Origin of the sequence: Streptomyces sp. AC558_RSS880 (genome assembly GCF_019049255.1) — a bacterium.
In the GTDB taxonomy this organism is placed as follows: Bacteria; Actinomycetota; Actinomycetes; order Streptomycetales; family Streptomycetaceae; genus Streptomyces.
The window spans coordinates 77008-101224 of the sequence record NZ_JAGMUJ010000133.1; the positions used below are offsets into that span (position 1 = coordinate 77008).

The window sequence follows — 24217 nt, forward strand, 5'->3', positions numbered from 1 at the left end:
TCATTGCGCGGGGAGTGCGGCGGAGAAGGGGATGTCGGGCGGTGCTGGGTGCTCTCAGCGCGCCGGACAGATGGCGCTGGACATGCGGCCGAGGTCGACGTGCCGCCGACTCACCAAGGCGATTCCAGTTCCAGGCATGACGGAAGCGTGGCACGGCGATCTGGACACAGTCCAGCTTCGTCCAAAATGTGGACACCCTTGTCTCGGAATGAGAGACAAGGGTGTCCTTGGTCACAAGCGCCGCAGGCGGTCTTGTCCGTGCTGGTCAGGCGGGGTAGGCCCCGGCCCACGGACCCGGCGTCGACGCCTCCGGCTCCTCCTCGACCTTGGTGTCGAACAGGGTGAAGCCGCGGCGCCGGTAGTTGTCCATGGCGTGCTCGCCGTCCTTGCTGCAGGTGTGCAGCCACACCCGTGTGGTCGGCTTCAGCTCCGGCCGGCGGTCCGCCAGGTCCCAGGCGCGGGCGGTGCCGTACGACAGCAGGTGCCCGCCGATGCGCCGCCCCCGGAAGGCGGGCAGCAGCCCGAAGTAGACGATCTCGACGACCCCGTCCCCCTGGGCCTCCAGCTCCACGTACCCGGCCGGCGTCCCCCGGTCGTAGGCGACCCACGTCTCCACCTCGGGCCGGTCCAGGTGCTCCAGCCACCGCGCGTACGTCCAGCCCAGCCGGTCGGTCCAGCGGATGTCCCCGCCGACCGAGGCGTACAGGAAGCGGCTGAACTCGGGGGAGGGCACCTCGGAGCGGACGACCCGCACGTCCCCCTCGGGCACGGCGGCCGGAAGGAGATCGGTGGGCGCGGTCTGCTCCAGGGACCAGGTGGTCACGGAGATGGTCGTCATGCCCGAAAGGGAACCATCCGGCACGAGCTTCTGTCGAACGCCTGATCAGGGTGCGGACAGGTCCTAGTCCAGGGACCGGTCCACGGACGTCAGCGGCAGGGCGAACAGCATTCGGCCGGACTGGGACCACACGTCGCCGCTCTCCTCCCAGTAGGACAGGGATGCCGCCCGGCCGCTCCAGCAGCGGTGCGTCGCGTCCGCGCCGCACCGGACGGGGCGCGCCCCGTCCGTGTCCTGCCGCCACAGTGTGCCGCGCTCGTCCGGCGTCCCGGTCGTCCGGCCCAGGTACCAGCCCGACCGGTACGACAGCACGCCGCGCACACCGGTCAGTTCCGTCTCGTACACCCCGACCGGGTCCGTGTCGAGCAGGCCCGCACGCTCCGGCCCGGTGCTGAACGCGTACCGCCACAGCCGGGTCGGCCCGTCCTCGTCCGCGGGCACCGCCTCGTGCGCGACCAGACTGTCGGGCGCGGTGCTGCGGTCCAGGGAGATGCCGTCCGGCCGGGGCGCGCCGGCCCCGTCCGTCCGGTAGGAGGCGACGGCCGGCAGCACGTACCGCGCTCCCGCCGCCGACCAGCCGCCGGGCACCCGCCCGACCGACGTGCCGTCCACGGTGGCCCGCTGGACCCGTGCCAGGTCGTACACGTACAGCGCGCTGTCGTCCGCCGGACCCGCGGTGACCAGCAGTTTGTCCTGGTACCAGACCATGCCGGACACGGCGGAGCCCAGCCCGCGGTAGTCGCGGCCGCCGTCCACCGGAACGGTCAGCAGGGCCCAGGTGTAGCGGAGGTCGTCCGGGTCGCCGGCGTCCACGAAGGCGACGCGGGCCAGACCGTCCTCGGACGGCGTGCCGGTGCTGCGGCTCCACCCCGAGAGGATCACCCGGTGCTCGCCCCAGCGGCCGTCGTCGTCCGCGTCCCCGGAGGTGGTGACCGCGCCGGACCGCCAGCCGTCGGTGTCGGCGCCCGGCCAGCAGTACGCGCGGGTCGCCGCGGGCTCGACCGGCAGGGCCCGCCGGTCGTCGGCCGTACAGTCCTCCGCGCCGCCCAGGGAGCCGTCGGGATCGGCGAGCACGGAACCGACACCGACCGGCCGGCCCATCCCGTCGGAGAGCCGGTCCAGCGCGTCGCGCGGCACGTGGTGCTCGGTCAGCCGCAGCGGCGCGGTCTCGGCGGACGCGGTGAGCGGCTTCAGCGCCCCGGGGTCGTCGGCGTCGGTGGCCTGGGAGGCGCTGATCATGGTGGCGGCCGCGGTCAGCGCGAGGGCGGTCCCGGCCAGCGCCGCCCGCAGCGCCCTGCCGCGCCTGCGCCGACGGTGTCTGCCGCGATGCTTCATAACGTCCTCCCGAGACGAGCCAACTGCGTCCGGTGTTCCGAGGGTTGACCGTGGAGCAGCTGGGGTGGCCCGTAGCGGGATGCTACGGCAGCCGGCCGGCCGGGGAGCGGAAGACCCTGCAAATATGCGAAACAGCGACCTTCCGAGGCACTCCGGAGCACGTCTGTACGGCCCCGCGCGGTCTTGACGGGCGGGGGAGTCAGTCCTCCCGCACCGGCCGCCGCCGAGGGCCCAGGACCGGGGCCGCCGAGTGGGGGAACAGGCCGTGGGGGTCGTCCGGGAGGACGAGCTCCACCTCGGCGGACTCCGTGAAGCGGTAGGGGCGGTGGTCCAGGAGGGGACCCAGGTAGCGGCGTACGCGGGACATCTCCGCGCGGACCGTCACCGTGCGGGCCGGGTCGCCGAAGACGTCCCGGGCGAGGTCCGCGGCACTGCGCCCCGAGCGGTGCACGGCCAGCAGGTACAGCAACTCGGCGTGCCGGGGGCTCAGTTCCCGGGTCCAGGAGCCCGTTCCGCCGGACACCTCCACCGACCAGCGGCGCGGCCCCCTCAGGTCCAGCACGATCCGGGTCGCGGCACGTGTCACCGGTTCGTCCGCCGCCCGCACCAGCCAGCCCCCGGCCAGCGGCTCCAGCGAGCAGCGGCCCAGCGCCGGCAGCCACCGCATGCCCGCCGACACCGACGTGGGCAGCGCCAGCCGCTCCGTGTACGGCATCCCCGTCACCGCCGCCGTCCACCCCTGCCGGTCCACGACCAGCGCCCGCCCGTCGATCCGGGCCAGCACCGGCGCCGCCACCGCCCGCAGCCGCTCCAGCGACCGCAGGTGCGTCTCCCGCAGCCGCGCCTCGGCGAGCTTGGCCACCGAGTCGACCCACGCCAGCGTGGCCGGGTGCATCGTCTCCAGCGGCCCGCTCACATCCACCACGCCGATCAGCCGCCCGTCGCGGGGATCGGTGATCGGCGCCCCGGCACACGTCCAGGTGGCGTGCGACCGTACGAAGTGCTCGGCGGCGAACACCTGCACGGGGCGCCGCGTCACCGCCGGCGTCCCCACCCCGTTGGTGCCGACGACCTCCTCGCGCCAGTCCGCGCCGACCTCGAAGCCCAGCCCGTCGGCCTTGCGCAGCACCGGCGCGCTGCCCTCCCGCCACAGCACCCGGCCCTCCTCGTCGGCCACCACCATGATGTGGTGGGCGACGTCCGCGACCGACAGCAGCCCCTCCCGCAGCACCGGCAGCACCTGCCGCAGCGTCGACGACTCCCGCCGCCGCTGCACCTCCTCCCAGGACAGCAGCCCACTGCGGAAGTCGTGGTCCGGGTCCACACCACTGCGCAGCATCCGCTCCCAGGACTGCCCGATCACCGGGCGGGGAGCCACGGGCGCACGCTGCCCGGAGAGCGCGGCGGAGCGGACCTCGTCGAGCACCCGCGCCGCACGCGCCGTGTCGACGGCGGCCAGCTGCGTCACGTCCATCGGCGAGAGCGCCACCGGTCGGTCCTCCAGGAAGAAAGCTGTCGGGACTCATACTGCCGTCTGCCCCGGGGTCGAACGCCCGGTACGGCCACGGCGACAACAAGTTGCAACCCCTTGCAACCCTGGTGAAGAGCCCTCGGCTGTCCGAAACTTGAGCGACGCCGTCCCGAGCGGCGTCCACGGCTCGTAAGGGGCCTGTGCGGCGGGGGTGGTGCCGTGTCGGCGCAGCACCACCCCCGCGTCGCGCCCGCCGCCGCTCAGGACACCGGCCGGGCCCGCTCCACCACCGACGCCAGATCCAGCGTGTGCGGCAGCGTCCCGAACGCCGCGCCCCCGTCCCCGCCCAGCCGCGCCGCGCAGAACGCGTCCGCCACCTCCGGCGGCGCGTACCGCACCAGCAGCGACCCCTGGAGCACCAGCGCGAGGCGCTCCGTCAGCCGTCGCGCCCGCCCCTCGACGCCCTCCAGGTCCGCCAGTTCGGTCAGCAGGTCCTTGATCGCGCCGTCCAGCCGGTGATCCGCCCCCCGCGCCTGCCCGACCTCCCGCAGGTACGCGTCCAGCGCCTGCGGCTCCCGGCGCAGCGCCCGCAGCACGTCCAGCGCCTGGACGTTCCCCGCGCCCTCCCAGATGGAGTTCAGCGGCGACTCCCGCACCAGCCGGGGCATCCCCGACTCCTCGACGTACCCGTTGCCGCCCAGGCACTCCGCCGCCTCCACCGCGAGCGGCGCGCACCGCTTGGTCACCCAGTACTTCGCCGCCGGCACCGAGATCCGCAGCAGCGCCCGCTCCTGCTCGCCGCCGTCGTCGTACGCCGCCGCCAGCCGCAGCGCCAGCGTGGTGGCCGCCTCCGACTCCAGCGCCAGATCGGCCAGCACGTTGCGCATCAGCGGCTTGTCGACGAGCTTCCCGCCGAACGCCTCCCGGTACGCGCAGTGGTGCACCGCCTGCGCCACGGCCTGCCGCATCAGCCCCGCCGAACCCAGCACGCAGTCCAGCCGGGTCGCCGCCACCATCCCGATGACGGTGCGCACCCCGGCCCCCTCCTCCCCGACCCGGCGCGCCCACGTCCCGTCGAACTCGACCTCGGCGGAGGCGTTGGACCGGTTGCCCAGCTTGTCCTTGAGCCGCTGGATCAGGAACACGTTGCGCGTGCCGTCCTCCAGCACCCGCGGCACCAGGAAACACGTCAGACCCCCGGGCGCCTGCGCCAGCACCAGGAAGGCGTCCGACATCGGCGCCGAGCAGAACCACTTGTGCCCGGTCAGCTCGTACGCGCCGTCCTCGGCCAGCGGCCGCGCCGCCGTCGTGTTCGCCCGTACGTCGCTGCCGCCCTGCTTCTCCGTCATGCCCATCCCGAACAGGGCACCGGGCTTCCGACCGGGGGGCCGCAGGGCACGGTCGTAGATCGTCGACGTCAGCCGCGGCTCCCACTCCGCCGCCAGGACCGGGTCCGTGCGCAGCGCGGGGACCGCCGCGTGGGTCATCGACAGCGGGCAGCCGTTGCCGGCCTCGACCTGCGTCCACACCACGAACGCCGCCGCCCGCCGCACATGCCCGCCCTGCCGCCCCCAGGCCGCCGTCAGCCCCGCCGAGACGCCCTTGCCGAGCAGCCGGTGCCAGGACGGATGGAAGTCGACCTCGTCGATCCGGTGACCGTAGCGGTCGTGGGTGCGCAGCCGCGGCGGATTCTCGTTGGCCAGCACCCCCCACTCCTGCACCTGCGCGGACCCGGCGGTCCGCCCCAGCCCCGACAGCTCGGAGAGGCCCTCGTCCCGCACGTCCGGCGCCAGATGCCGCTCGACCGCCTCCACCAGCGCCCGGTCGGCGCCGAACGCGTCGTACTGAACCAGCGGGGGAGCCTGGTTGGTCACGCTGTGCGTGGTGCCTGCCATGTCCACGAACGTACCCCGCGCTACGCCGGCCTCACCCGCCGATCCGGCCTGAGGGTGAGTGCGACCTGGTACGACGGATACCTTTAGGTCGTGCAGCCAGCAAGTGAATCCCCCGACGCGCCCTCCGGTCGCCTCCACCGGGCCCGGGCCCTCTACCGGAACGTCTCCAAACGCAGGACCGCCTGGCTGCTGCTGAAGGACACCGTCAACTCGTGCATGGAGTACCGCATCCTGGGCCTGGCGGCCGAGGCGGCGTTCTTCACGCTGCTGTCGGTGCCCCCGCTGCTGCTCAGCATGATCGGCCTCCTCGGCTACGTCGACGCCTGGACCGGCGCCGACACCATCCAGAGCCTGCAGCGCAACCTCCTGGACGCCTCGCGGACGGTGCTGTCCGACCGGGGCGTGAAGGAGATCGCGGAGCCGATCCTGCGGGACGTCACCAAGGGCGGCCGGCCCGACGTGATCTCCCTCGGCTTCCTGATCGCCGTGTGGTCGGGCTCCCGCGCGGTGAACGTCTTCATCGAGACCATCACCGTCATGTACGGCCTCGACGGCGTGCGGGGCATCGTCAAGACCCGGCTGCTGGCCTTCCTGCTGTTCATCGTGGCCCTGCTGATCGGCTCCGTCGCGCTGCCGCTGATGGTGGCGGGACCGGACGCGGTCGTCCGGGTGGTGCCCTGGTCGACGACGCTCGTCCAGGTCCTGTACTGGCCGGTCGTGATCCTGCTCTCCGTCGCCTTCCTGACCACGCTGTACCACGTCTCCGTGCCCGTGCGCTCCCCGTGGATCGAGGACGTGCCCGGCGCGCTGATCGCCCTCGCCATGTGGGTGCTCGGCAGCTTCCTGCTGCGGCTCTACCTCACCAACACCGTCGAGGGCCCCACCATCTACGGCTCCCTCGCCGCCCCCGTCGCCGTCCTGCTGTGGATCGGTGTGGCCGCGTTCGCCGTGCTCGTCGGCGCCGCGGTCAACGCGGCCATCGACCGGGTCTGGCCGGCCGCCGCGACGGCCGCGGCCCGCGAGGCCAACGAGCGGCTGCGGCAGGCGCAGGTCGCCGAGTACGTCGCCCGCACCGCCGCGGCCGGCGAGGCCGACCCCGACATGCCCTCCGAGTTCCCCGAGCGCTGGTCCCGCTTCCTGCCCCCGGAGGACGTCACGGCCCGGCTGCGCACGCAGGTGAAGTCCACGCACCACCACCCCCGAAACGGCGAGGGCCCGACCCACGAAGGCGAGTAAGCGGTTCCTCTCCCTGGGGGCTGCGCCCCCAGACCCCCTTCGGCCCTTCGGGCCTCGTCCTCAAACGCCGGAAGGGCTGACTTCCAGCCCTTCCGGCGTTTGAGGAGCGGGGTCTGGGGCGGAGCCCCAGGGACGGGAAGGGGCGGCGGGGGCGAGGAAACGGCTCACGCCTTCCAGATCCCGGCCGCCGCCTCCTCCCGGACGAAGTCCGAGAAGTCCCGCGCCTCACGCCCCAGCGCCTGCCGCACCCCGTCCTCCACACTCGCGTTGCGCCCGTCGAGCAACGTCCCGAACAACTCCGTGAGGAACGCGGCCTCCTCCGCCGGCACCCCCAACCCCGGCAGCGCCTCGCCGTAGTCCCGCGCGGACACCGCCCGGTACGTCAGCGGCCGCCCCGTCGCCGCCGCGATCTCCGCGACCGCCTCGCCCCAGGTCAGCAGCCGGGGCCCGGTCACCGAGAGCGTCCGTCCCGCGTACCGCTCCCCGCCCGTCACCGCGGCCACCACCACCTCCGCGATGTCCCGCACGTCCACGAACGGCTCCGCCACCTCACCCGCCGGAAACACCAGCTCCCCGCGCCGCAGCTCCTCCACCAGCGGCCCCTCGCTGAAGTTCTGCGCGAACCACGCGGCCCGTACGACCGTCCAGTCCGCGCCCGACGCCCGCAGCGCCTCCTCGGTGGGCAGGGCCTGGTCCTCGCCCCGCGCGGACAGCAGCACCAGCCGCCGTACGCCCAGCCCGACCGCCGTGCCGGCCAGCTCGCCGACCGCCTCGGCGGTACCGGGCGCGCCGACATCGGCGGGGTGGACGAGATAGGCCGCGTCCGCGCCCCGCAGGGCGTCCGCCCACGTCGACCGGTCCGCCCAGTCGAACCCGGTCGCCCGCGACGCCGCCCGCACCGTCAGCCCCGTCGCCCCGGCGGCCCGCGCCACCCGGCTCCCCGTACGCCCCGTCGCGCCCGTGACGACCAGGGTCATGTCCTTCGTGCTCTTCGTGTTCTCCGTCATGCCGTCGAGTCAACTGCCCCGCGCCGCGAGGAACCATCGCCGAACGGCTCGTTCCCATAAGCCCGCGTCTACGCTGACCCCATGGACGCTCTCACCGGCCTGCTCGAGGGCCCGCGCGCCCGGGGCGCGTTCATGATCCGGGCGTGCTTCGACCCGCCGTGGGCGATTCGCGTGGAGGACCGCGCTCCGCTGACGGTGATGCTGCTCGTGCGCGGCGAGGCGTGGATCGTCTCCGACGCCGGGGAGCGGCTGCGCCTGCGCCCCGGCGACCTCGCCGTCGCGCGCGGCCCCGACCCGTACCTCTGCGCCGACGACCCGGCCACGCCCCCGCAGGCGCTGATCCTGCCCGGTGGTGAGTGCCACTACCCCGACGGACGCCCCCTCAACGGCGTCATGGACCTCGGCGTCCGCACCTGGGGCGACCGGCCGGACGGCGGGACGGTGATGCTGATCGGCACCTATCAGATGCGCGGCGAGATCGGCGGCCGGCTCCTCGACGCGCTGCCGCCGCTGCTCTCCCTCACCACCGACGTCTGGGACTGCCCGCTCACCCCCTTCCTCATGGACGAGGTCGTGCGCGACGCCCCCGGCCAGGAGGTCGTCCTGGACCGGCTGCTCGACCTGCTGGTCATCGCCGCGCTGCGGGCCTGGTTCGCCCGCCCGGAGGCGGAGCCGCCCGCCTGGTACCGGGCCCGGGCCGACCCGGTCGTGGGCCCGGTCGTCCGCCTGCTCCAGGACGACCCCGCCCGCCCGTGGACGGTCGCCGAACTCGCCGCGAAGGCCGGTGTCTCCCGCGCCGCCCTCGCCCGCCGCTTCACCGAGCTCGTCGGCGAACCCCCGATGACGTACCTCACCGGCTGGCGCCTCGCCCTCGCCGCGGACCGCCTCCGCGACACCGACGACACCCTCGGCGCGATCGCCCGCCAGGTCGGCTACGGCAGCGCCTTCGCCCTGTCCACGGCCTTCAAACGGGCGTACGGCATCAGCCCGCAGGAGTGGCGGAACCGGGCGGCGTAGCCTGGGGGCGTGTACAGGGAGCGGGCGTCACGGCTGACGGGCGCGGTCGTGTGGACCAACAGGCCGTCCACCGGCGGGGAGGGCCGGGTGCTCCCCGACGGCTGCATGGACCTGCTCTGGCACGAGGGGCGCCTGCTGGTCGCGGGCCCCGACACCCACGCGCACCTCACCGGAGGCCGGCCGGGCACCTGGGCGGGCGTCCGCTTCCGTCCCGGCACCGCGCCCGCGCTGCTGGGCGTACCCGCCCACGAACTGCGCGACCGCCGCGTCGCCCTGTCCGACCTGTGGCCGGCGGCCGACGTCCGCCGGATGACCGCCCGCGTCAACGCGGCGGACGATCCGGCACACGGCCTGGAGGACCTGGCCCTGCGCCGGGCGGCGGAGACGCCCCCGCCCGACCCTCTGCTCGGCCTTCTCGTGGCAGCCCTCGACACGGGCCGCCCGGTCGCCGCGACCGCCGACGAACTGGGCCTGGGCGCCCGCCAGCTGCACCGCCGCTCGCTGGCCGCGTTCGGCTACGGCCCGAAGACCCTGGCCCGCATCCTCCGGATGCGCCGCGCCCTCGCCCTGGCCCGGGCGGGCGTCCCCCTCGCGGAGACGGCCGCCCGGACCGGTTACGCGGACCAGGCCCACCTCTCCCGCGAGGTACGGGGCTTGACGGGCCTGCCGCCGGGCGGGCTACTGACCGCTCACGGGTAGCGGCGCGAACAGGTCCACCCCGTTGCCGTCCGGATCGAGGAGGACGGCGTACCGCTGCCCCCACACCGCGTCCCACGGCTTGAGCTCGGAACGGCTCCCGGCGTCGACCATCTCCGCGAAGAGCGTGTCGACCTCCGCGGGGCTGTCGCACCGCAGCGCCAGGGAGGTCCTGCCCCCGCCCGACGGCGGCTCCCATTCCGTGTGGAAGGACCGGACCACCTCCTCCGTGTCCAGCAACAGCCGCAGTCCGCCCGGCAGTTCGGCCTCCACGTGTCCCTGTTCCTCGGCCCCCTCCGGGAAGGCGAACCCGAGTCGCCGGTAGAAGGCGACGGAGGCGGCCATGTCGGAGACGACCAGCCCGATGGCATCGAATCGTGCACTCATGCGGCCCACCGTAGGGCCGCGCCCCTACGACGGTCTTGAAGGAATCGGACACGCGAGTTCGGACCGGACGAGTTCGAGGAGCCGTCCGGTCCAGTTGCGGCCCCGGCCGCGGTCGTCGCCCCAGAAGGCGGAGTCGGAGTCGCCGTAGACGATCGTCGCGTCGTCGGTGGCCAGCAGGGCGCGGGCCAGTTCCGGATGCCGGGTGAACTTGGCACGCAGCAGCGCCGTCATGACGGCGGTCCGTCGCCGCTCCCAGTCCTCGCTCCGATCGGCGTCGGCGGCCAGGTTCCGGGCGCTGAAGGTGCTGTCCGCGGCGGCGACCGCCTCCCGCAGGGCGGGGTCGGCGACGGAGAGGGCCCAGTAGGCGTGGGTGACGGTGGGGTAGGTGACGCCGTCGACCTCGACGGGCGCCGGGTACTCGTTGCGCAGCGCCTTCGTGCCCGGGTCGTCGGACGGCTTGAGCGGGTAGCTCTCGTACAGGTGGACCGCGGGGGCGACGGCGGTCGCGGGACCGTCGGCCGGAACGCGCGAACGCCCCTTCGCGATCCACTCGGCCCGCTCCTCGAAGTAGGAGAGCGCCCGGTCGTACTCGTCCTGCGTGACCTCCTCGTCGGGCCGGCGGTCGGTGGTCCCGCCGGGGCCGGCCACCAGCACCTGCAACGGCCAGTCCTTGCGGTCCATGTCGCCCAGCGCGTAGTGCCGCCGCGTCTCGGGTATGGCGAAGTACGCGTCGCGTGCCGCGTCCCGGTTCTCCTCGGTGGGGTCGGCCAGGAACACGTCGACCGCCGCCAGACAGCGGGCGGTCGAGTCCGGGCGCCCGTTGAGCTGGTCGATGGTGTCCCGTATCTCGGCGACCAGGACCTCGGGAGTGAGCCAGGTCTGCGGCTCGGCGAACTTCCACCGGGCCAGGTCGAAGGCGGACGCCTCCGCGCCCTCGGGGAGTTCGGTCGCCACCCGGCCGCTGCGCAGCTTCTTCTCGAACTCCTCCAGGGTGACCAGTCCCCAGCAGTCGATGAGCCCGTCCGCGTAGATGAACAGGTCGGTCAGGTGGTAGTCGAAGTTGCGGATGAAGGCGTGCCGCCAGGTCCCGGGGACGCGTACGCCGTCCGCCATGCGGTAGGTGATCCGGTTGCCGATCATCCGCACATTCTGGAGGACCGCGACACCCGCCCGACATCGAGTTTCCGGCGCCCACCGCATAGGCTCCCGCCCATGGCCGCCCCCGCACTCCTCGTGTACACCCGCACCACCGACTACCGGCACGACTCCATCCCCGCCGGTGTCGCCGCCCTGCGCACCCTCGGCGACTTCACCGTCGACGCCACCGAGGACCCGGCCGCCTTCGAGGAACCGCTCGACGACTACGCCGCCGTCGTCTTCCTCTCCACCAGCGGCGAGGTGCTCACCCCGGCCGGGCGGCAGCGGCTCGCCGCGTACGTCGAGGCGGGCGGCGGGTTCGTCGGGGTGCACGCGGCGGCCTGCACGGAGTACGACTGGCCGTACTACGGCGAACTCCTCGGCGCCCGCTTCGACCGGCACCCGGCCTTCCAGCCGGGCCGCGCCGTGATCGAGGACCACGACCACCCGGCGACCCGGCATCTGCCCGCCGTCTGGGAGTTCACGGACGAGTGGTACGACTTCCGCACCAATCCGCGCCCCGCCGCGCGGGTCCTCGTCTCCGCCGACGAGTCGTCGTACGAGGGCGGCGGGATGGGCCCCGACCACCCCCTGGCGTGGTGCCGCGACCAGGGCGCCGGGCGGGTCTTCTACACCGCGCTCGGGCATGCCGCCGAGGCCTACGACGACCCCGCCTTCCGCGCTCACCTGCGCGGCGGGATCGGCTGGGCGGCCGCCCCGCGCCTCCGGGCGCCGTCCCCCGCCCCCCTGGAGACCGGGGCGGGCGAGCGGGTCAGTCCGGGCGGTGGGCCGACGTGACCCGGGCGGCTTCCGCCGGGGCCCCGGTGCCGGACGAGGTGATCACCTCGGAGCGGCGGCCGTCCCGGTTCAGGAGGCCGCCCGTGAGGGCGAGGCCGAGACCGGCCACGGCGAGGGCGGCGCCGACCAGGGCGGGGGAGGTCCAGCCCCAGCCCGCAGAGAGGGCCAGCCCGCCGAGCCAGGCGCCGCCCGCGTTGGCCAGGTTGAAGGCGGAGTGGTTGGAGGCCGCGGCCATCGTCGGGGCGTCCTTCGCCTTGGCCATGAGCAGCATCTGGACGGGCGTGGTGATGAAGGCGCCCAGCGCACCGATGAAGGTGATCGTCACCAGGGCGGACCAGGTGCTGTGGACGGTGAAGGAGAACGTCACCAGCGCCGCCGCGAGCAGGGCGAGCCCCGCGTACAGCGTCGGGCGCAGGGCGCGGTCCGTGAGCGGGCCCGCGACCAGCGTGCCGAGCGTCATGCCGACGCCGTAGAGCGCGAGGACCAGGGTGGTCGAGGAGTCGGAGATGCCCGTCACGTTCGTCAGGATGGGCACCAGGTAGCTGTAGACGGCGAAGAAGCCGCCGAATCCCACCACGGCGACGGCCAGGCCGATCGCGACCTGCCGGTTGCCCATCGCCCGCAGCTCGTGCCGGATGCCGGACTGTCCGCCGCGGGGCTGGTGGGGGACGAAGAGGGCCAGCGCGGCGAGGGCGGCGAGGCCGATGACGGCGATCGCGAGGTAGGCGGACCGCCAGCCCAGCTGCTGGCCGAGGGCCGTGCCGGCCGGGACGCCGACGATGTTCGCGACGGTGAGCCCGAGGAACATCTTCGAGACGGCGCGCGCGGCCCGGTCGGGGGCGACCAGCCGGGAGGCCACGACGGCGCCCACGCCGAACAGCGCCCCGTGCGGCAGCCCCGTCAGGAAACGCGCCCCGAAGAGCAGGCCGAAGGTGGGGGCGAGCGCGGACGCGACGTTGCCGACCACGAACAGCCCGGACAGGAGCAGCAGCAGCCGCTTGTGGGGCACGCGCGCCCCGATGCCCGTCAGTACGGGGGCGCCGACGACGACACCGAGCGCGTAGGCCGAGACGAGGTTGCCGGCGTCCGGCACGGAGACGCCGACCCCGTCGGCGATCTGGGGCAGCAGCCCCATGGTGGCGAACTCGGTCGTGCCGAGGCCGAACGCGACGACGGCCAGGGCGAGCAGAGCCAGTGGCATGGTGCGGGGAAACCTTTCGAAGACAGCGGGCCGGATCGGGGGCGGGGGAAGGACCGAGGTCGTCCCCGGCTCTCGTGGCCGGTCGCGCCGAGCACCATTGCCCCGCGCACCCCGGGACAGGGGAAGCCCATAAGGAGCGGAGCAAGAACGGCGGCCCGCGCATTCCAAGATCGAGCCGCACATCGCCGTGAGCTGTGTCACGCCGTACCGGGCGGGGCGCCGCCCTCCGGCCCGGCCCCCTCCCGGGAGCCGGGTTCCGCCGCCGGCCGCACGGCGGGGCGGGCTCGTACCGGAGCGCGGTGCCGCCCGTCAGCCGTGACCGTTCGGACGGGGCCCGGGAGGTGCCGTGCTGGCGCGTTCCACCAGCCGGGTCGACAGTTCCGTGCGGGTGCTCTCCGGGCGGTGGCCGTCCATCATGCGCAGCAGCAGCCGCAGGGCCGTCGCGGCCATCTCGGACAGGGGCTGGCGGACCGTCGTCAGGGCCGGGGTGAGCCAGCGGGCCTCGGGCAGGTCGTCGTAGCCGACCACGCTCATGTCGTCCGGTACGCGCAGACCCCGCTCGGCCAGGGCCTCGTAGACCCCCAGCGCCATCCGGTCCGCGCAGACGAAGACGGCCGTGGGCGGCTCGGGCAGATCGAGGAGTTCGCGCACGCGGCGGCCGGCCGCGTCCTCACCGGAGCCGGCGTGCCGGACGTACTCGGGGCGGTGCCGTACACCCGCCGCGGCGAGGGCCGAGCGGTAGCCGGCGATCCGCGCGTCGGCGCACAGCGTGTGCCGGTGTCCGGCGACGACCGCGATGCGCTCGTGGCCCAGGGCCAGCAGGTGCTCGGTCGCCGTCACCCCGCCCCGCCAGTTCGCCGCCCCGACCGAGACGACACCCGGCGGCGGTTCGAGCACCGGGTCGATCATCACGAACGGGATGCGGTGCTGCTTGAGCCACGCGTACTGCGGGTCGCTCAGCTCCGCCAGGTGGAACAGCACCCCCGACGATCCCCGCAGGACGAGCTTGTCCAGCCAGCCCCGCTCCGGCCGCTCCGGCCGCTCCGCACGGCTCCGCGTCAGGGCCGCCGAGACGACGAGCTCGAGACCCGCGTCGTCCGCCGCCTCCTCCGCGCCGTGCAGCACCGCGCCCGAGCCGGAGGTCTCCAGCGAGTGGACCACGAGGTCCACCAGACGCGGCGCCCTCCCGCCGTCGAACCGGGGTCTCCTGATGTAACCGAGCCGGTCCAGTGCCTCGGTGACGCGGCGGCGGGTCTCGGGCGCCACGTCCTCGCGGCCGTTGACCACCTTGGACGCGGTCGGCACCGACACCCCCGCCTCACGGGCCACCACCGCCAGCGTCGGCCCGGCCGTCACGCCGGCACTCCCCGCACGGACCACGAGTACCCACCTCTCCGAATAGAAAGCGCTTCCTACTGTAGGTCCGGCACACCGGAGCGGGAAGAACTCTCACGCGTACCCAGGAATACCGAAGGGCGTCGCGGCGCTCTCGTGTCACCGGCGGGCCCGTCCGGTGCGCGACGCGACGCGGCACGGTGAAGGGCTGGTGGGCGAATGACGACAGACCGGGACGACCCCGTGACCAGAACCCCGTACGGAGCCGTGCGCGGCCGCTGGGAGCGGAACGTGGCCGTCTTCCGGGGCATCCCCTACGCGGCACCCCCCTTCGGCCCCCGCCGCTTCCGCCCGCCGGTCCCCCCGGACCGCTGGGACGGCGTACGGGAAGCCGCCGCCTTCGGACCGACGGCCCCCAAGCCCCCGTACTCGGAGGCCTTCGCGCAGTACCTCTCCGACCCGGTCGTCCCCGGCGACGACTGCCTCAACCTCAACGTCTGGACCCCCGACCCCGCCCCCGGCGCCCGCCTCCCCGTCCTCGTATGGCTCCACGGCGGCGCCCTGACCAGGGGCTCCTCGGCCGTTCCCGTCTACGACGGCCACACCTTCGCCCGCGACGGCGTGGTGTTCGTGTCGGTCAACTACCGCCTCGGCGTCGAGGGCTACGGCCTCTTCCCGGACACCCCCGCCAACCCCGGCCTGCGCGACCAGCTCGCCGCGCTCCACTGGGTCCACGAGTCGATCGGGGCCTTCGGCGGCGACCCCGACCGCATCACCCTCGGCGGCCAGTCCGCCGGAGCGATCAGCACGGGCGCGCTCGTCGCCGCCCCGCAGACCCGGGGACTGGTCCGCCGGGCCGTCCTGCAGAGCGGCCCACCCGAGACCACCGACCGCGACAAGGTGCGCCGCATGGTCCGCCGCATGGCGAACCGCCTGAGGATCCCCGCCACCGCCGAAGCCTTCGCCGCCGCCGACCGCGGCCAACTCCTCCGCGTCCAGGCCGACATCGGCCGCCTCAGCAGCCCGATACTCGGCGGCCCCGCCTTCGGTGTCGTCACCGACGGCGACCTGGTCCCGCGCGACCCCCTGGAGGCGCTCACCGACGGCGCGGCCCCCGGTGTGGAGCTGCTGACCGGCTGGACCCGCGACGAGTACCGCCTCTGGCTCGTCCCCGGCGGCCTGGTCGAACGCGTCGACCGCCTCGGCGCGGTCGCCCTCGCCGGCGCGATGGCCCGCTGCCGCTGCGGCAGCGAGGTCCCGCGCGGCTACCGCGCCCTGCGCCCGGACGCCGGCACCGCGGAACTCGTCGGCCAGCTGGTCACCGACCACCTGCTCCGCATCCCCCTGCACCGGCTCGCCGACGGCCGCCGGGACCCCTCGTACGTCTACGAGTTCGCCTGGCCCTCCCGCCGCCCCGGCATGGGCGCCTGCCACGCCCTGGAACTCGGCTTCGTCTTCGACAGCGGCGACGAACCCGCCGCCCGCAAACTCGCGGGTGAGGGCGCACCGCAGGACCTGGCCGACGCGATGCACGGGGCGTGGGTGCGGTTCGTCTCCGACGGCTCGCCGGGCTGGGAGCGCTGGAACCCGCACCACCCGGTGCAGGTGTACGGCGACGGCGACCCGCACGTCGAACACGGCCCCCGGGACCGCGAACTCGCCCTGTGGACCACGGCCGCCGCCGAGGGCCCCGAGCCCGCCACGACCCCTGAACTCCGCTCGGTCGTCCGCCGCCTGCGCCGCAGCGGCGCACTCCGCCGCACCTGACACGGGTGCGCGGCCGGACGGGCCCGCTCGACGGACGGGTCGCACCGGCGGGCCACGAGCGGAGGGCGCGGCCGTGGGCTCCGCCACCGCGGAGGAGGCGCCGCACCCCGGGACGCACGGAGGTGGACGCTCCTCTCCCCGACGTCCCGTCGGCGTGCGTCCCGCGCGGGCCGGGGCGGCGGCCGGGGTCCGCTCCGGCCCCGGACCGTGCCACGGCCCGACGGCCGGTCACAGCTTGCCGAGGGCCTCGGCCAGCGCGGTCGCGGCGGACGCGATCACCTTGTCGTCGTGCCCGACGCCGTCGAGGTTGCGGCGGGTGAACACCGACAGGACGACCGGCGCGTCCGCCCCCGGGGGCCAGGCGATCGCCAGGTCGTTCGCGGTGCCGTGGTTGCTCGCCCCGCCGGTGCCGGTCTTGTCACCGACCGTCCAGCCCCCGGGCAGTCCCGCCTTGATCCGCTTCGTACCGGTGAGGCTCGCCTTCAGCCAGCCGACCAGCCGCGCCCGGTCCCGGGGACGGAGGACGTCACCGGTGGTGAGCTCGGAGAAGGTCCGTGCGGCCGCCGCGGGGGTGGTGGTGTCGCGCGTCTCGCCGGGCGCCCACTCGGTCAGCCGGGGCTCCGGCCGGTCCAGGCGGCTCGTCCGGTCACCGACGGCGCGGAAGAACGCGGTCAGCCCGCGCGGCCCGCCGATCCGCTCCAGGAGCATGTTGCCCGCGAAACCGTCGGACTTGGTGATCCCGGCGCGGCAGAACTGCGCGGGTGTCATCCCGGTGTCGGTGTACTCGGTGGTCTCCGGGGAGTTCCCGGTCAGCCCGGCCATGTCGGCGGGCTTCCAGCGCACCACCTCGTCCATCAGCCCCGGCTCGCCGGTGCGCGCCTTGTCCAGCACCGCCGCACACGCGAACACCTTGAACGAGGAGTTGAACGGGAAGCGCTCGTCGGCCCGGTACCCGACCGCCCGGCCGGTCCCCAGGTCGATGCCCACCGCGCCGATCCGCCCGTCGTAGGACTTCTCGAGTTCCCGCAGCGCCTCGGTCAGGCCGGAGTCGGAGGAGACGTCGTGCCGCGTCCGGGGGGTGGGGCTCGGGGCGCTCGTCCCGTCGGCGGTGCTCGTACCGCCGGTGGCACCCGCGCCGGTGACGCTGGTGGTACCCGCCGCACAGGCGGTGACCGCCAACAGCGCGAAGGCAGCCGGCGCCGCGAGCCGTAAGAGCGAGCGGAGAGGCCGTCCCGTGCTGGGAAGGGGGTCAGGAACCATAGGGGAGTGTCCCTTCTCGATAGGGGATGTTCTGCGTGTCGACCCGGCTGTCGACGACCGTCCGGACCGAACGGTAACGAAGACCCGTTGCCGTTCCGGCATGCCCTCCTACCGGCGTGCGGGCCGCATGTCGCCGTCGTACACGGTGCGGTAGTCCGGGACGACGATCCGGGTGGCCGGGGACGCCTTCCCGACCTGGGCGAGGAAGGCGTCGAGGTCCATCGCCGGGTCGCGGACCGGGGAACCGGTCAGCGGCAGCTCGAAGTTGTCCCAGTGGACGGGGACGACGACACCTGGGGCGTCCAGGGCGTCCAGCAGTCGGGGCACGTAGTGGTGGGTGGTGCTGGTGGCGGTGGGCACGGCGATCATCGCGAGGTCGGGGCGCAGGCCCCGCACCGCCCGCTCGTCGAAGTCGCTGGCCCCCATGAGGAAGGCCGACGGGCCGTGTTCCCCGGCCGTGACCCGGAAGGCCAGGGTGTCACCCTCGGGCAGGTCCGCGATGGTGCGGGGAACCGTCGCGGGCGGGGCGTTCAGCGTGCCCGGGGCGAAGTACGAGCAGTTCTTGTTGCGGCTGTGCAGGCCGGGTACGACCTCGACGGTGATCGTGCCGATGTCCAGCACCTCGCCGCCCTTCACCACGGAGATCTGCTTCGGGTCGACCCCGAGGGCGGTGAGCAGGTGGTACGTGGTCTCGGTGCCGATGACGCGGGCGCCGGTGGTCCTGGCGATGTACGGCACGTCGCCGAGGTGGTCCCAGTGGGAGTGGCTCACCAGCACCAGGTCGGGACGGCCGATGTGCGCGTCCACGACGGCGGGATCCGTCTTCAGCTCCGTCTCCGGGTCGAGACCGCTGCCGAACAGCCCGGTGGGGAAGCGGGTGAGGTAGGGGTCGAAGAGCACGGTGCGGCCGCCCACGTCGATGCGCCAGCCCGTGGTGCCGAGCCAGCGGAACGACACGGAACGGGCGGCTCGGTCACCACCCCGGTCGCGGCCGGCGGTCGTGGACGCCGGGGCTGCGGTGGCCGCCGCGGCCGGGAGCAGCGGGGCCGCCGCACCGAGCGCGGCGCCCCGCAGCACCGTACGGCGGTCGGGCCCGCGGCGGGGGAAGACGTCGGATCTGTCCGAGGTGTGCATGTCCTGGGTCATGGCGTCAGCAGATCAAGGGGTGAAGTCCCCTGTCCAAGACCGGAGTCCGGCACTTCCGATACGTGAACGCATATGTGCCCCGGTCAGCGGCCGCCGCCGCGGAGGAAAGCGGCCGCGATTCCGGCAGCCCGGCCGATCGCCGCATCCACCGTGGCACGGGACGCGGTCAGATCGTGTGTGCGCGCGAACACGGCGATCGCGTAGCACTCGCCGTCCGGGTAGCGGGCGACGCCCGCCTCCATGTGCAGCCCGGGCAGCGTGCCGGTCTTGGCCGCGACCGCGACGTCGTCCGGGAAACCCGACACCAGCCGGTGACGAAAAACCTGCTTGCCCATCAGATCGCGTACGAGCGCACAGGCTTCCGGCGGCCCGGCGGCATCGGTCCACACGAGCCGGAGCAGCCGTGTGATCTCGCGGGGTGTGGCGGCCGTGGTGTGGCGGGGGTCCAGCACCGCCAGCCGTCTCTTCCTCTCGTCCGGCAGGGCCGGGTAGCGCACGGCGAACTCCCTCTCGTCGCGTGCCCCGACCTCCGCGAGCATCGATTCCAGCAGGTCCCGCGGGCCGCCCACGATGCGTGTCCGGTCCAGACCGAGTTCCTTCGCGAGCAGTCTCACGGTGTCCAGGCCGACGCGGTCCAGCAGCAGATCGGCGGCCGAGTTGTCACTGACCGACATCGCGAAGTAGGCCAGATCGCGCAACGACAGCTCGACATCGTCCAGGCAGCCGGCGGTGCCCCAGCCGCCGAGCCGGTCGGCCGAGGTCACCCGCACCCGCTCCCTCGGATCGAGCTGGCCGGCCACGACCTGCCGGGCGAACTCCAGCACCAGCAGCACCTTGAAGATCGAAGCGATGACGACGTCGTCGTCGGCGCCCACGGCGACCTCACGGGCCTCCCGCTCGCCGCCGTTCTCCCCGGCGGCCGGCATGCGCGTAGGGACGGGAACGGCGTGCAACTGCCCCCTCGCGCCCGCCTCGGCGAATACCTGCCGGATCCGGTCCTCGGTCGCTGTTCGCGTACTCGTCACTGCTCGTCCTCGGCCATCGACGTTCCCCCCTCATCGGCTGGCCGGCCGGCCGGTCGACCGCCGGACCGACCGGGCCGTCCCCCTCAAGGCGGCTTCCGCATAGGATCCTTGACCGTGGATCTCTTGCGCCACCTGCGTCTTTTCGTCACCGTAGCCGACGAGCTGCACTTCAGCCGGGCCGCCGAGCGGCTGGGCATGGCCCAGCCGCCGCTCAGCCAGGCGATCCGCCGGCTGGAGAAGGAACTCGGAGCCGAACTCTTCGACCGCTCACAGCGCGCCGTCCGGCTCAGCGCCGCCGGAGCGGCGCTGCTGGAAGAGGCCCATGAACTCCTCGCGCGGGAGAAGAGGCTGCGCACCCTGGCCCGCCGTGCCGCCGACGGCGGCCTCGGCACCCTGCGCGCGGGCGTGCCGCCCGACACCACGGCCGCCGTACTGTCCGCGCTGCTCTCCGCCTGCGCGGAACACGCTCCGGAGCTCTCCGTCGACCTGCAGGAGGTCACCACCGTGGAGCAACTGCGGCTGCTGGCCTCCGGCGGCCTGGACGTCGGACTCGTGCACCACCCCGTCGACGCCACCGAACTACGGCTCGGCCCCGCCATCTCACTGGACCTGGGCGTCGTCCTCCCCCGCACCTCACCCCTGGCCCGGCTGCCGGAAGTGACACTCGGTGACCTCTCCGGCCACGACCTGGTGCTCTTCCCCCGCGCACACGCACCCGGCTGGCACGACCGCATCCTCGACGTGTGCCGTGCCGAAGGCTTCGTCCCCGGCCGCCTCCGCCACGCCTCCAACCCCGAGTTCCTGCTCGCCCTCGTGACGGCAGGGCACGGAGTCGCCTTCGACCAGGGACCGGCGGCCCGCAAGGAACCCCGCGTCGCCTGGTCCCCCCTGGCGGGTCGCCCCCTCACCCTGCGCATCGGCGGCGCCTGGCCCGCCGGCCGCGGAGCCCACCCGGCCGCCCGCCGCTTCGCCGAACTCGCCGCCGAGGTCCTGGCCCGCCACCACACCGCCACCCCACGGCGCGGGAGCACCACGCACCCACCCGACGACACCCCGCGTCCGTGGTCGGTGGTGTACGGCTGAACACCCGCACACCGGCCGGTGTCCTACAACTCGGACTCACCCCACGAGGTGACGTGCGCGGTGTCCCCGACGGACAGCCTGCCGGTGCGGAGCACGGCGTACTTGGTCCCGTAGGCGATGCCGCCTCCGGTGGCGCGGCGGTAGCCGGCGAGGGTGCGCAGCGGCTCCGGGCCGGCCCTCCGTCCCGTGCCCTGGTCGACCAGGGTGACCGCGCAGCGGAGGGCGAGCTTGGCGTAGCCCAGTTCGGTGTCGCCGATGCGGAGGCGGTGGGCGCGATCCTCGGTGTGCGGTTCGTCCCAGCCGTCGACCACGATGTTGGGCCGGAAGCGGTTCATCGGCAGTGGCGGGAGGCCACGTTCGGCCAGTTTGCGGTCGAGTAGGTCGAGGGTGGTGCGGGAGACGACGTGCAGGGCGCAGCTGTCGGCGTAGGCGGAGGTGCCGGGAATCCGGCCGTCGGTCACACGGTCGTGTTCCGGCGGCACGCGCACGAGCCGGCTCGGCGCGCGGAGCACCTCCGAGAACCAGTCGGCTGCCGCGTCACCCTGGTCGATGCCCTGGTGGACGGCCCCGAACAGCTCCACTTTCCGGCGGACGGAGGCCGTGTCCACGCGCAGCTCCAATGCCTCGAACTCCGGTGCGTGGAGGGTGAGTCGCCCGCCGTCGGCGCTGATCGTGGGCCGGATCAGGGCCAGTCGGGGATCCCGGCGCTGGGTCCGTCCCACCCCCTCCTCGCCGACGACCATGAACGTGCGGTCGTGCGCGAGCCCGGCGGGGGTGAGCAGCGCCTCGCCCACCGATGTCCCGGCGCAGCCCTTGACGGGGTAGTACGTCAGCTCGACAACGCTGGCCATGGTGGCGTTTCCGTCCTGTTCTGCCGGTCGGTGACCTGCATCGGTGCTCGGTTCGATGAGTCTTGCAGCATGCTGGGTTTTCTCCCACCGGACCAGTGATCATTTGTCGAAAATATCGGTCATAGATCATGGGGAACACCACCGTCTACACCTTCAACAGCTGGGGCCTGCCCGAATCCACGATCGAACCGGCCACCACCGCGCACCCGAACGCCGTGGACCGCACCTGGACGACCGTCTACGACAAGGCCGGACAGGCCGTCACCGAGCTGCTGCCCGGAGGAGTCGAGCGCGAGCGCACCTATGACGGTCTGGGCCGCCTCACCCACGAGAGCGGCACCGGTGCCGAAGCGGCCACCACCGACCGCACCCTGGGCTACGACCTCGCGGGCCGCCTCACCTCCGTCGGTTCTTCCGAGCCGCTCAACCCGAACACCTACACCTACAACGACCGCGGACAGCTCCTGACCGCGGACGGCCCCGGCGGCGCCGTGAGCTACACCTACGACGCCGACGGCAACATGACCGAGCGGTCGGACGCCAAGAACGCGACCAGCTACGGCTATGACTCGGCAGGCCGGCTGGAGTGGCTCTGGAACCAGATGACCGGCGCGGACATCTGGTACGAGTGGGACGCCGTCGGCCAACCGGTCATGGAGCAGTACGCGATCCAGCCGGAGGGGTCCACCGAGTGGGTGGAATCGGCCCGGCGGAGCTACGGCTACGACAGCCTGGGGCGTCTCACCGACGACATCATCACCACCCCCGACGAGTCGACCGGCATCGCGACCACCACCTACGCCTACGACCTGGACGACCGGCTGACCTGGAAGGGAACCGCCGGCACGGCCGGAGCCGGCGAGCACGTCTACGGGTACGACCAGGCAGGACGCCTGTCGTACTGGACCGGCGGCGACCGGACCACCCACTACGAGTGGGACGCGGCCGGCAACCGGGTCAAGGCCGGATCGGCCACGGCGACGTACGACGAACGCAACCGCCTGCTCGACGACGGCACTTCGACGTACCGCCACACCCCGCGCGGCACGCTCAGCACGGTCGAGACGGGAACCGGCTCCCGAACGCTCACCTTCGACGCCTTCGAACGGAAGGTGACGGACGGGACGTCGACGTACACCTACGACTCACTCGACCGTGTCGCCGGGAACGGCTCCACCACATTCCGCTACGACGGCGGCTCCAACAACCTCCTGGGTGACGGCACCACGGACTACAGCCGCACACCGGGCGGCTCCCTGCTCGCCAGCACCGACGGCACCACCACCCAGTGGTACGTCACCGACCAGCACACCGACCTCGTCGCGGGCCTGTCCGTCGACGGCACCGAGGTCACCGGCTCCACCACCTACGATCCCTTCGGCACGAAGACCGCCACCGAGGGCAGCATGCCCGCCGTCGGCTACCAGTCCGGCTGGACCGACCCCGACAGCGGCGACGTCAACATGGCGGCCCGCTGGTACCAGCCGGGCACGGGTGGTTTCACCTCCCGCGACACCTGGCAGCTCGACGCCAGCCCGTCAGCTCAGGCCAACCGGTACGGCTACGCGAACGCGGATCCGCTGAACGGCACGGACCCGACAGGGCATGCGTGCATTTGCGGTGGCGGTACCCCCACCTTCCGAGTGGGAGGCGGCAGATTCGGGGGCGTCACGGGAAGTGGTCGCGGTTATGGCGTTGCCCCGAAGAACGGGCCTGCGCGCACGAGTAAGCGGGGGCCGACCCGCATGTCCGGCAGCACAAGTCGGCACACCAGCAGCCGAGCCCAGGCCATGAGGAATGCCGCCGGGACATACCGCTTGGCACGGGGGTTCAGGACTACCAGGCCCGCCACATCCACCGGTCGCCCGACCACGTCTCGGGGATGCACCTACAGCTGCTCATCAGCAACCAGGGCGCACCCCAGGGGCCCCATCCGCAGCAGCGGAACCCAGGGCACCGGCACAGTCAAACCCCCCAAGCCGCCCACACCCCAGAACCCCAACCGCGGCAGCAGCCCGAGACCGGCTCCTGTACGGCCGGCCCCGAAGCCGCGGGTCGACGTCGCCCGAGTACAAGAACGGTCCCTTGACCGTGCCCTCGTTGTAGACCAAAGGGTGTTCACTGAGATGGCTTTGGGAACAGTTGTGCGGCTCGATCCGGGTGATTTGAACGCGCTGGATCCGATTGTTGTGCAGCCGTCCACTGCAGCCGAGAGTGGGGATGCCTCTGTCGAGGGGCCTGATAGAAACCGTGGGAATAGGTGCGACACCGGAGCGGGCTTCAACGCCAAGGGCAACATCGTGTACCTGCCGCGCAGGGAGCACGCAGGCGAGTGCGTTGCAACCGGAGCCTTCGCTAACCTCACGAATGCGGACTACACTCCGCCTCCACGGCCAGGGCTGTCCTTCCCGTTGCCCGGTTTGCGGAGTCCTCCAATGGACAATCGGGCGCGTGGTCACCTCATCGGTTTTGCAATGAGTGGCTCGAATAAGGATACTCGGAATTTTGTACCCATGTACCAGACTGCAAATGACAGAATGTATAAGGAGGCAGAAGATATTGTCGTCAAGTCAATCAAGAATGGTGGCCATCAAGTCGTAGAGGTTACTCCCGTCTATGGAGATCAAAATTCTGTAGTGCTGACCAAGATTAGATTCATGTCGTCCGGGACGAAGGATGTGCGCTGTGAATTTGATAACGTCGCCGCTGCCACGTACAAGTGTTGGTGAAGG

21 protein-coding genes are annotated in these 24217 nt (G+C 73.1%); 7 read left to right on the top strand and 14 right to left on the bottom strand.

Annotated elements, in window-relative coordinates:
• Positions 1-54 precede the first annotated feature (54 nt).
• The 5 genes from KUM38_RS43800 to KUM38_RS31990 form a co-directional block, all read right to left on the bottom strand.
• Complete coding sequence (locus KUM38_RS43800; RefSeq protein WP_310887545.1) at positions 55-138, bottom strand: putative leader peptide; 84 nt, start codon at positions 136-138, stop codon at positions 55-57.
• 127 nt (positions 139-265) lie between these two features.
• Complete coding sequence (locus tag KUM38_RS31975) at positions 266-838, bottom strand: GNAT family N-acetyltransferase (protein WP_217134631.1); 573 nt, start codon at positions 836-838, stop codon at positions 266-268.
• 63 nt (positions 839-901) lie between these two features.
• The gene (locus KUM38_RS31980) at positions 902-2173 is read right to left on the bottom strand and encodes a hypothetical protein (protein WP_217134633.1); all 1272 of its coding nucleotides are present in this window, start codon (positions 2171-2173) and stop codon (positions 902-904) included.
• Positions 2174-2372: 199 nt separating this feature from the next.
• Positions 2373-3647 (bottom strand): helix-turn-helix domain-containing protein, encoded by a 1275-nt coding sequence (locus KUM38_RS31985; RefSeq protein ID WP_217134719.1) that lies wholly within the window; start codon positions 3645-3647, stop codon positions 2373-2375.
• A 257-nt stretch (positions 3648-3904) separates the two neighbouring features.
• Positions 3905-5539 (bottom strand): acyl-CoA dehydrogenase family protein, encoded by a 1635-nt coding sequence (locus KUM38_RS31990; RefSeq protein WP_217134635.1) that lies wholly within the window; start codon positions 5537-5539, stop codon positions 3905-3907.
• A gap of 90 nt (positions 5540-5629) precedes the next feature.
• On the opposite strand from KUM38_RS31990, the gene KUM38_RS31995 reads away from it, so the two are divergent.
• On the top strand, positions 5630-6775 hold the full coding sequence (locus KUM38_RS31995) for a YihY/virulence factor BrkB family protein (RefSeq protein ID WP_217134637.1): 1146 nt from the start codon (positions 5630-5632) through the stop codon (positions 6773-6775).
• 164 nt (positions 6776-6939) lie between these two features.
• Here KUM38_RS31995 and KUM38_RS32000 read toward each other — a convergent pair whose 3' ends face one another.
• Positions 6940-7782 carry an NmrA family NAD(P)-binding protein gene (locus tag KUM38_RS32000; protein WP_217134638.1) on the bottom strand — a complete coding sequence of 281 codons (843 nt, stop codon included), beginning with the start codon at positions 7780-7782 and terminating at the stop codon, positions 6940-6942.
• 81 nt (positions 7783-7863) lie between these two features.
• On the opposite strand from KUM38_RS32000, the gene KUM38_RS32005 reads away from it, so the two are divergent.
• Together KUM38_RS32005 and KUM38_RS32010 are read left to right on the top strand one after the other, a co-directional pair.
• Positions 7864-8799, top strand: a complete 936-nt coding sequence (locus KUM38_RS32005; protein WP_217134640.1) for an AraC family transcriptional regulator — start codon at positions 7864-7866, stop codon at positions 8797-8799.
• Positions 8800-8808: 9 nt separating this feature from the next.
• A complete protein-coding gene (locus KUM38_RS32010) occupies positions 8809-9498 on the top strand; it encodes a helix-turn-helix transcriptional regulator (RefSeq protein ID WP_217134641.1) in 690 nt (229 codons plus the stop codon).
• Here KUM38_RS32010 and KUM38_RS32015 read toward each other — a convergent pair.
• Both KUM38_RS32015 and KUM38_RS32020 read right to left on the bottom strand, forming a co-directional pair.
• Positions 9478-9882: a VOC family protein gene (locus tag KUM38_RS32015; RefSeq protein ID WP_217134642.1), complete on the bottom strand. Its 405-nt coding sequence runs from the start codon at positions 9880-9882 to the stop codon at positions 9478-9480. The genes KUM38_RS32010 and KUM38_RS32015 overlap by 21 nt on opposite strands.
• A gap of 24 nt (positions 9883-9906) precedes the next feature.
• The gene (locus KUM38_RS32020) at positions 9907-11022 is read right to left on the bottom strand and encodes an NADAR family protein (protein WP_217134643.1); all 1116 of its coding nucleotides are present in this window, start codon (positions 11020-11022) and stop codon (positions 9907-9909) included.
• 72 nt (positions 11023-11094) lie between these two features.
• On the opposite strand from KUM38_RS32020, the gene KUM38_RS32025 reads away from it, so the two are divergent.
• Positions 11095-11817 (top strand): ThuA domain-containing protein, encoded by a 723-nt coding sequence (locus KUM38_RS32025; RefSeq protein WP_254398068.1) that lies wholly within the window; start codon positions 11095-11097, stop codon positions 11815-11817.
• Here KUM38_RS32025 and KUM38_RS32030 read toward each other — a convergent pair.
• Both KUM38_RS32030 and KUM38_RS32035 read right to left on the bottom strand, forming a co-directional pair.
• Positions 11792-13018, bottom strand: a complete 1227-nt coding sequence (locus KUM38_RS32030; protein WP_217134644.1) for an MFS transporter — start codon at positions 13016-13018, stop codon at positions 11792-11794. The two genes, KUM38_RS32025 and KUM38_RS32030, sit on opposite strands and share 26 nt — an antisense overlap.
• 309 nt (positions 13019-13327) lie before the next feature.
• Positions 13328-14398, bottom strand: coding sequence for a LacI family DNA-binding transcriptional regulator (locus tag KUM38_RS32035; protein ID WP_217134646.1), 1071 nt, complete (start codon positions 14396-14398; stop codon positions 13328-13330).
• Between the two features lie 174 nt (positions 14399-14572).
• Here KUM38_RS32035 and KUM38_RS32040 point away from each other — a divergent pair, with 174 nt between their 5' ends.
• Positions 14573-16120 carry a carboxylesterase/lipase family protein gene (locus KUM38_RS32040; RefSeq protein ID WP_217134648.1) on the top strand — a complete coding sequence of 516 codons (1548 nt, stop codon included), beginning with the start codon at positions 14573-14575 and terminating at the stop codon, positions 16118-16120.
• Positions 16121-16348: 228 nt separating this feature from the next.
• On the opposite strand, the gene bla is transcribed toward KUM38_RS32040, so the two are convergent.
• From bla to KUM38_RS32055, 3 genes are all read right to left on the bottom strand, one after another.
• Positions 16349-17299 carry a class A beta-lactamase gene (gene bla / locus KUM38_RS32045; protein ID WP_217134650.1) on the bottom strand — a complete coding sequence of 317 codons (951 nt, stop codon included), beginning with the start codon at positions 17297-17299 and terminating at the stop codon, positions 16349-16351.
• Between the two features lie 189 nt (positions 17300-17488).
• Entirely contained in the window at positions 17489-18514 is a 1026-nt protein-coding gene (locus KUM38_RS32050; protein WP_374227111.1) for an MBL fold metallo-hydrolase, read from the bottom strand.
• 95 nt (positions 18515-18609) lie between these two features.
• Positions 18610-19551 (bottom strand): serine hydrolase, encoded by a 942-nt coding sequence (locus KUM38_RS32055; RefSeq protein ID WP_217134655.1) that lies wholly within the window; start codon positions 19549-19551, stop codon positions 18610-18612.
• A gap of 114 nt (positions 19552-19665) precedes the next feature.
• Here KUM38_RS32055 and KUM38_RS32060 point away from each other — a divergent pair, with 114 nt between their 5' ends.
• On the top strand, positions 19666-20634 hold the full coding sequence (locus KUM38_RS32060) for a LysR family transcriptional regulator (protein ID WP_217134657.1): 969 nt from the start codon (positions 19666-19668) through the stop codon (positions 20632-20634).
• A gap of 23 nt (positions 20635-20657) precedes the next feature.
• Here KUM38_RS32060 and KUM38_RS32065 read toward each other — a convergent pair whose 3' ends face one another.
• Positions 20658-21485, bottom strand: coding sequence for an MOSC domain-containing protein (locus tag KUM38_RS32065; RefSeq protein WP_217134659.1), 828 nt, complete (start codon positions 21483-21485; stop codon positions 20658-20660).
• A 128-nt stretch (positions 21486-21613) separates the two neighbouring features.
• Between KUM38_RS32065 and KUM38_RS32070 the strand changes: the two genes are divergently transcribed.
• Positions 21614-24214 carry an RHS repeat-associated core domain-containing protein gene (locus KUM38_RS32070; RefSeq protein ID WP_217134661.1) on the top strand — a complete coding sequence of 867 codons (2601 nt, stop codon included), beginning with the start codon at positions 21614-21616 and terminating at the stop codon, positions 24212-24214.
• The last annotated feature ends 3 nt before the right edge of the window (positions 24215-24217 follow it).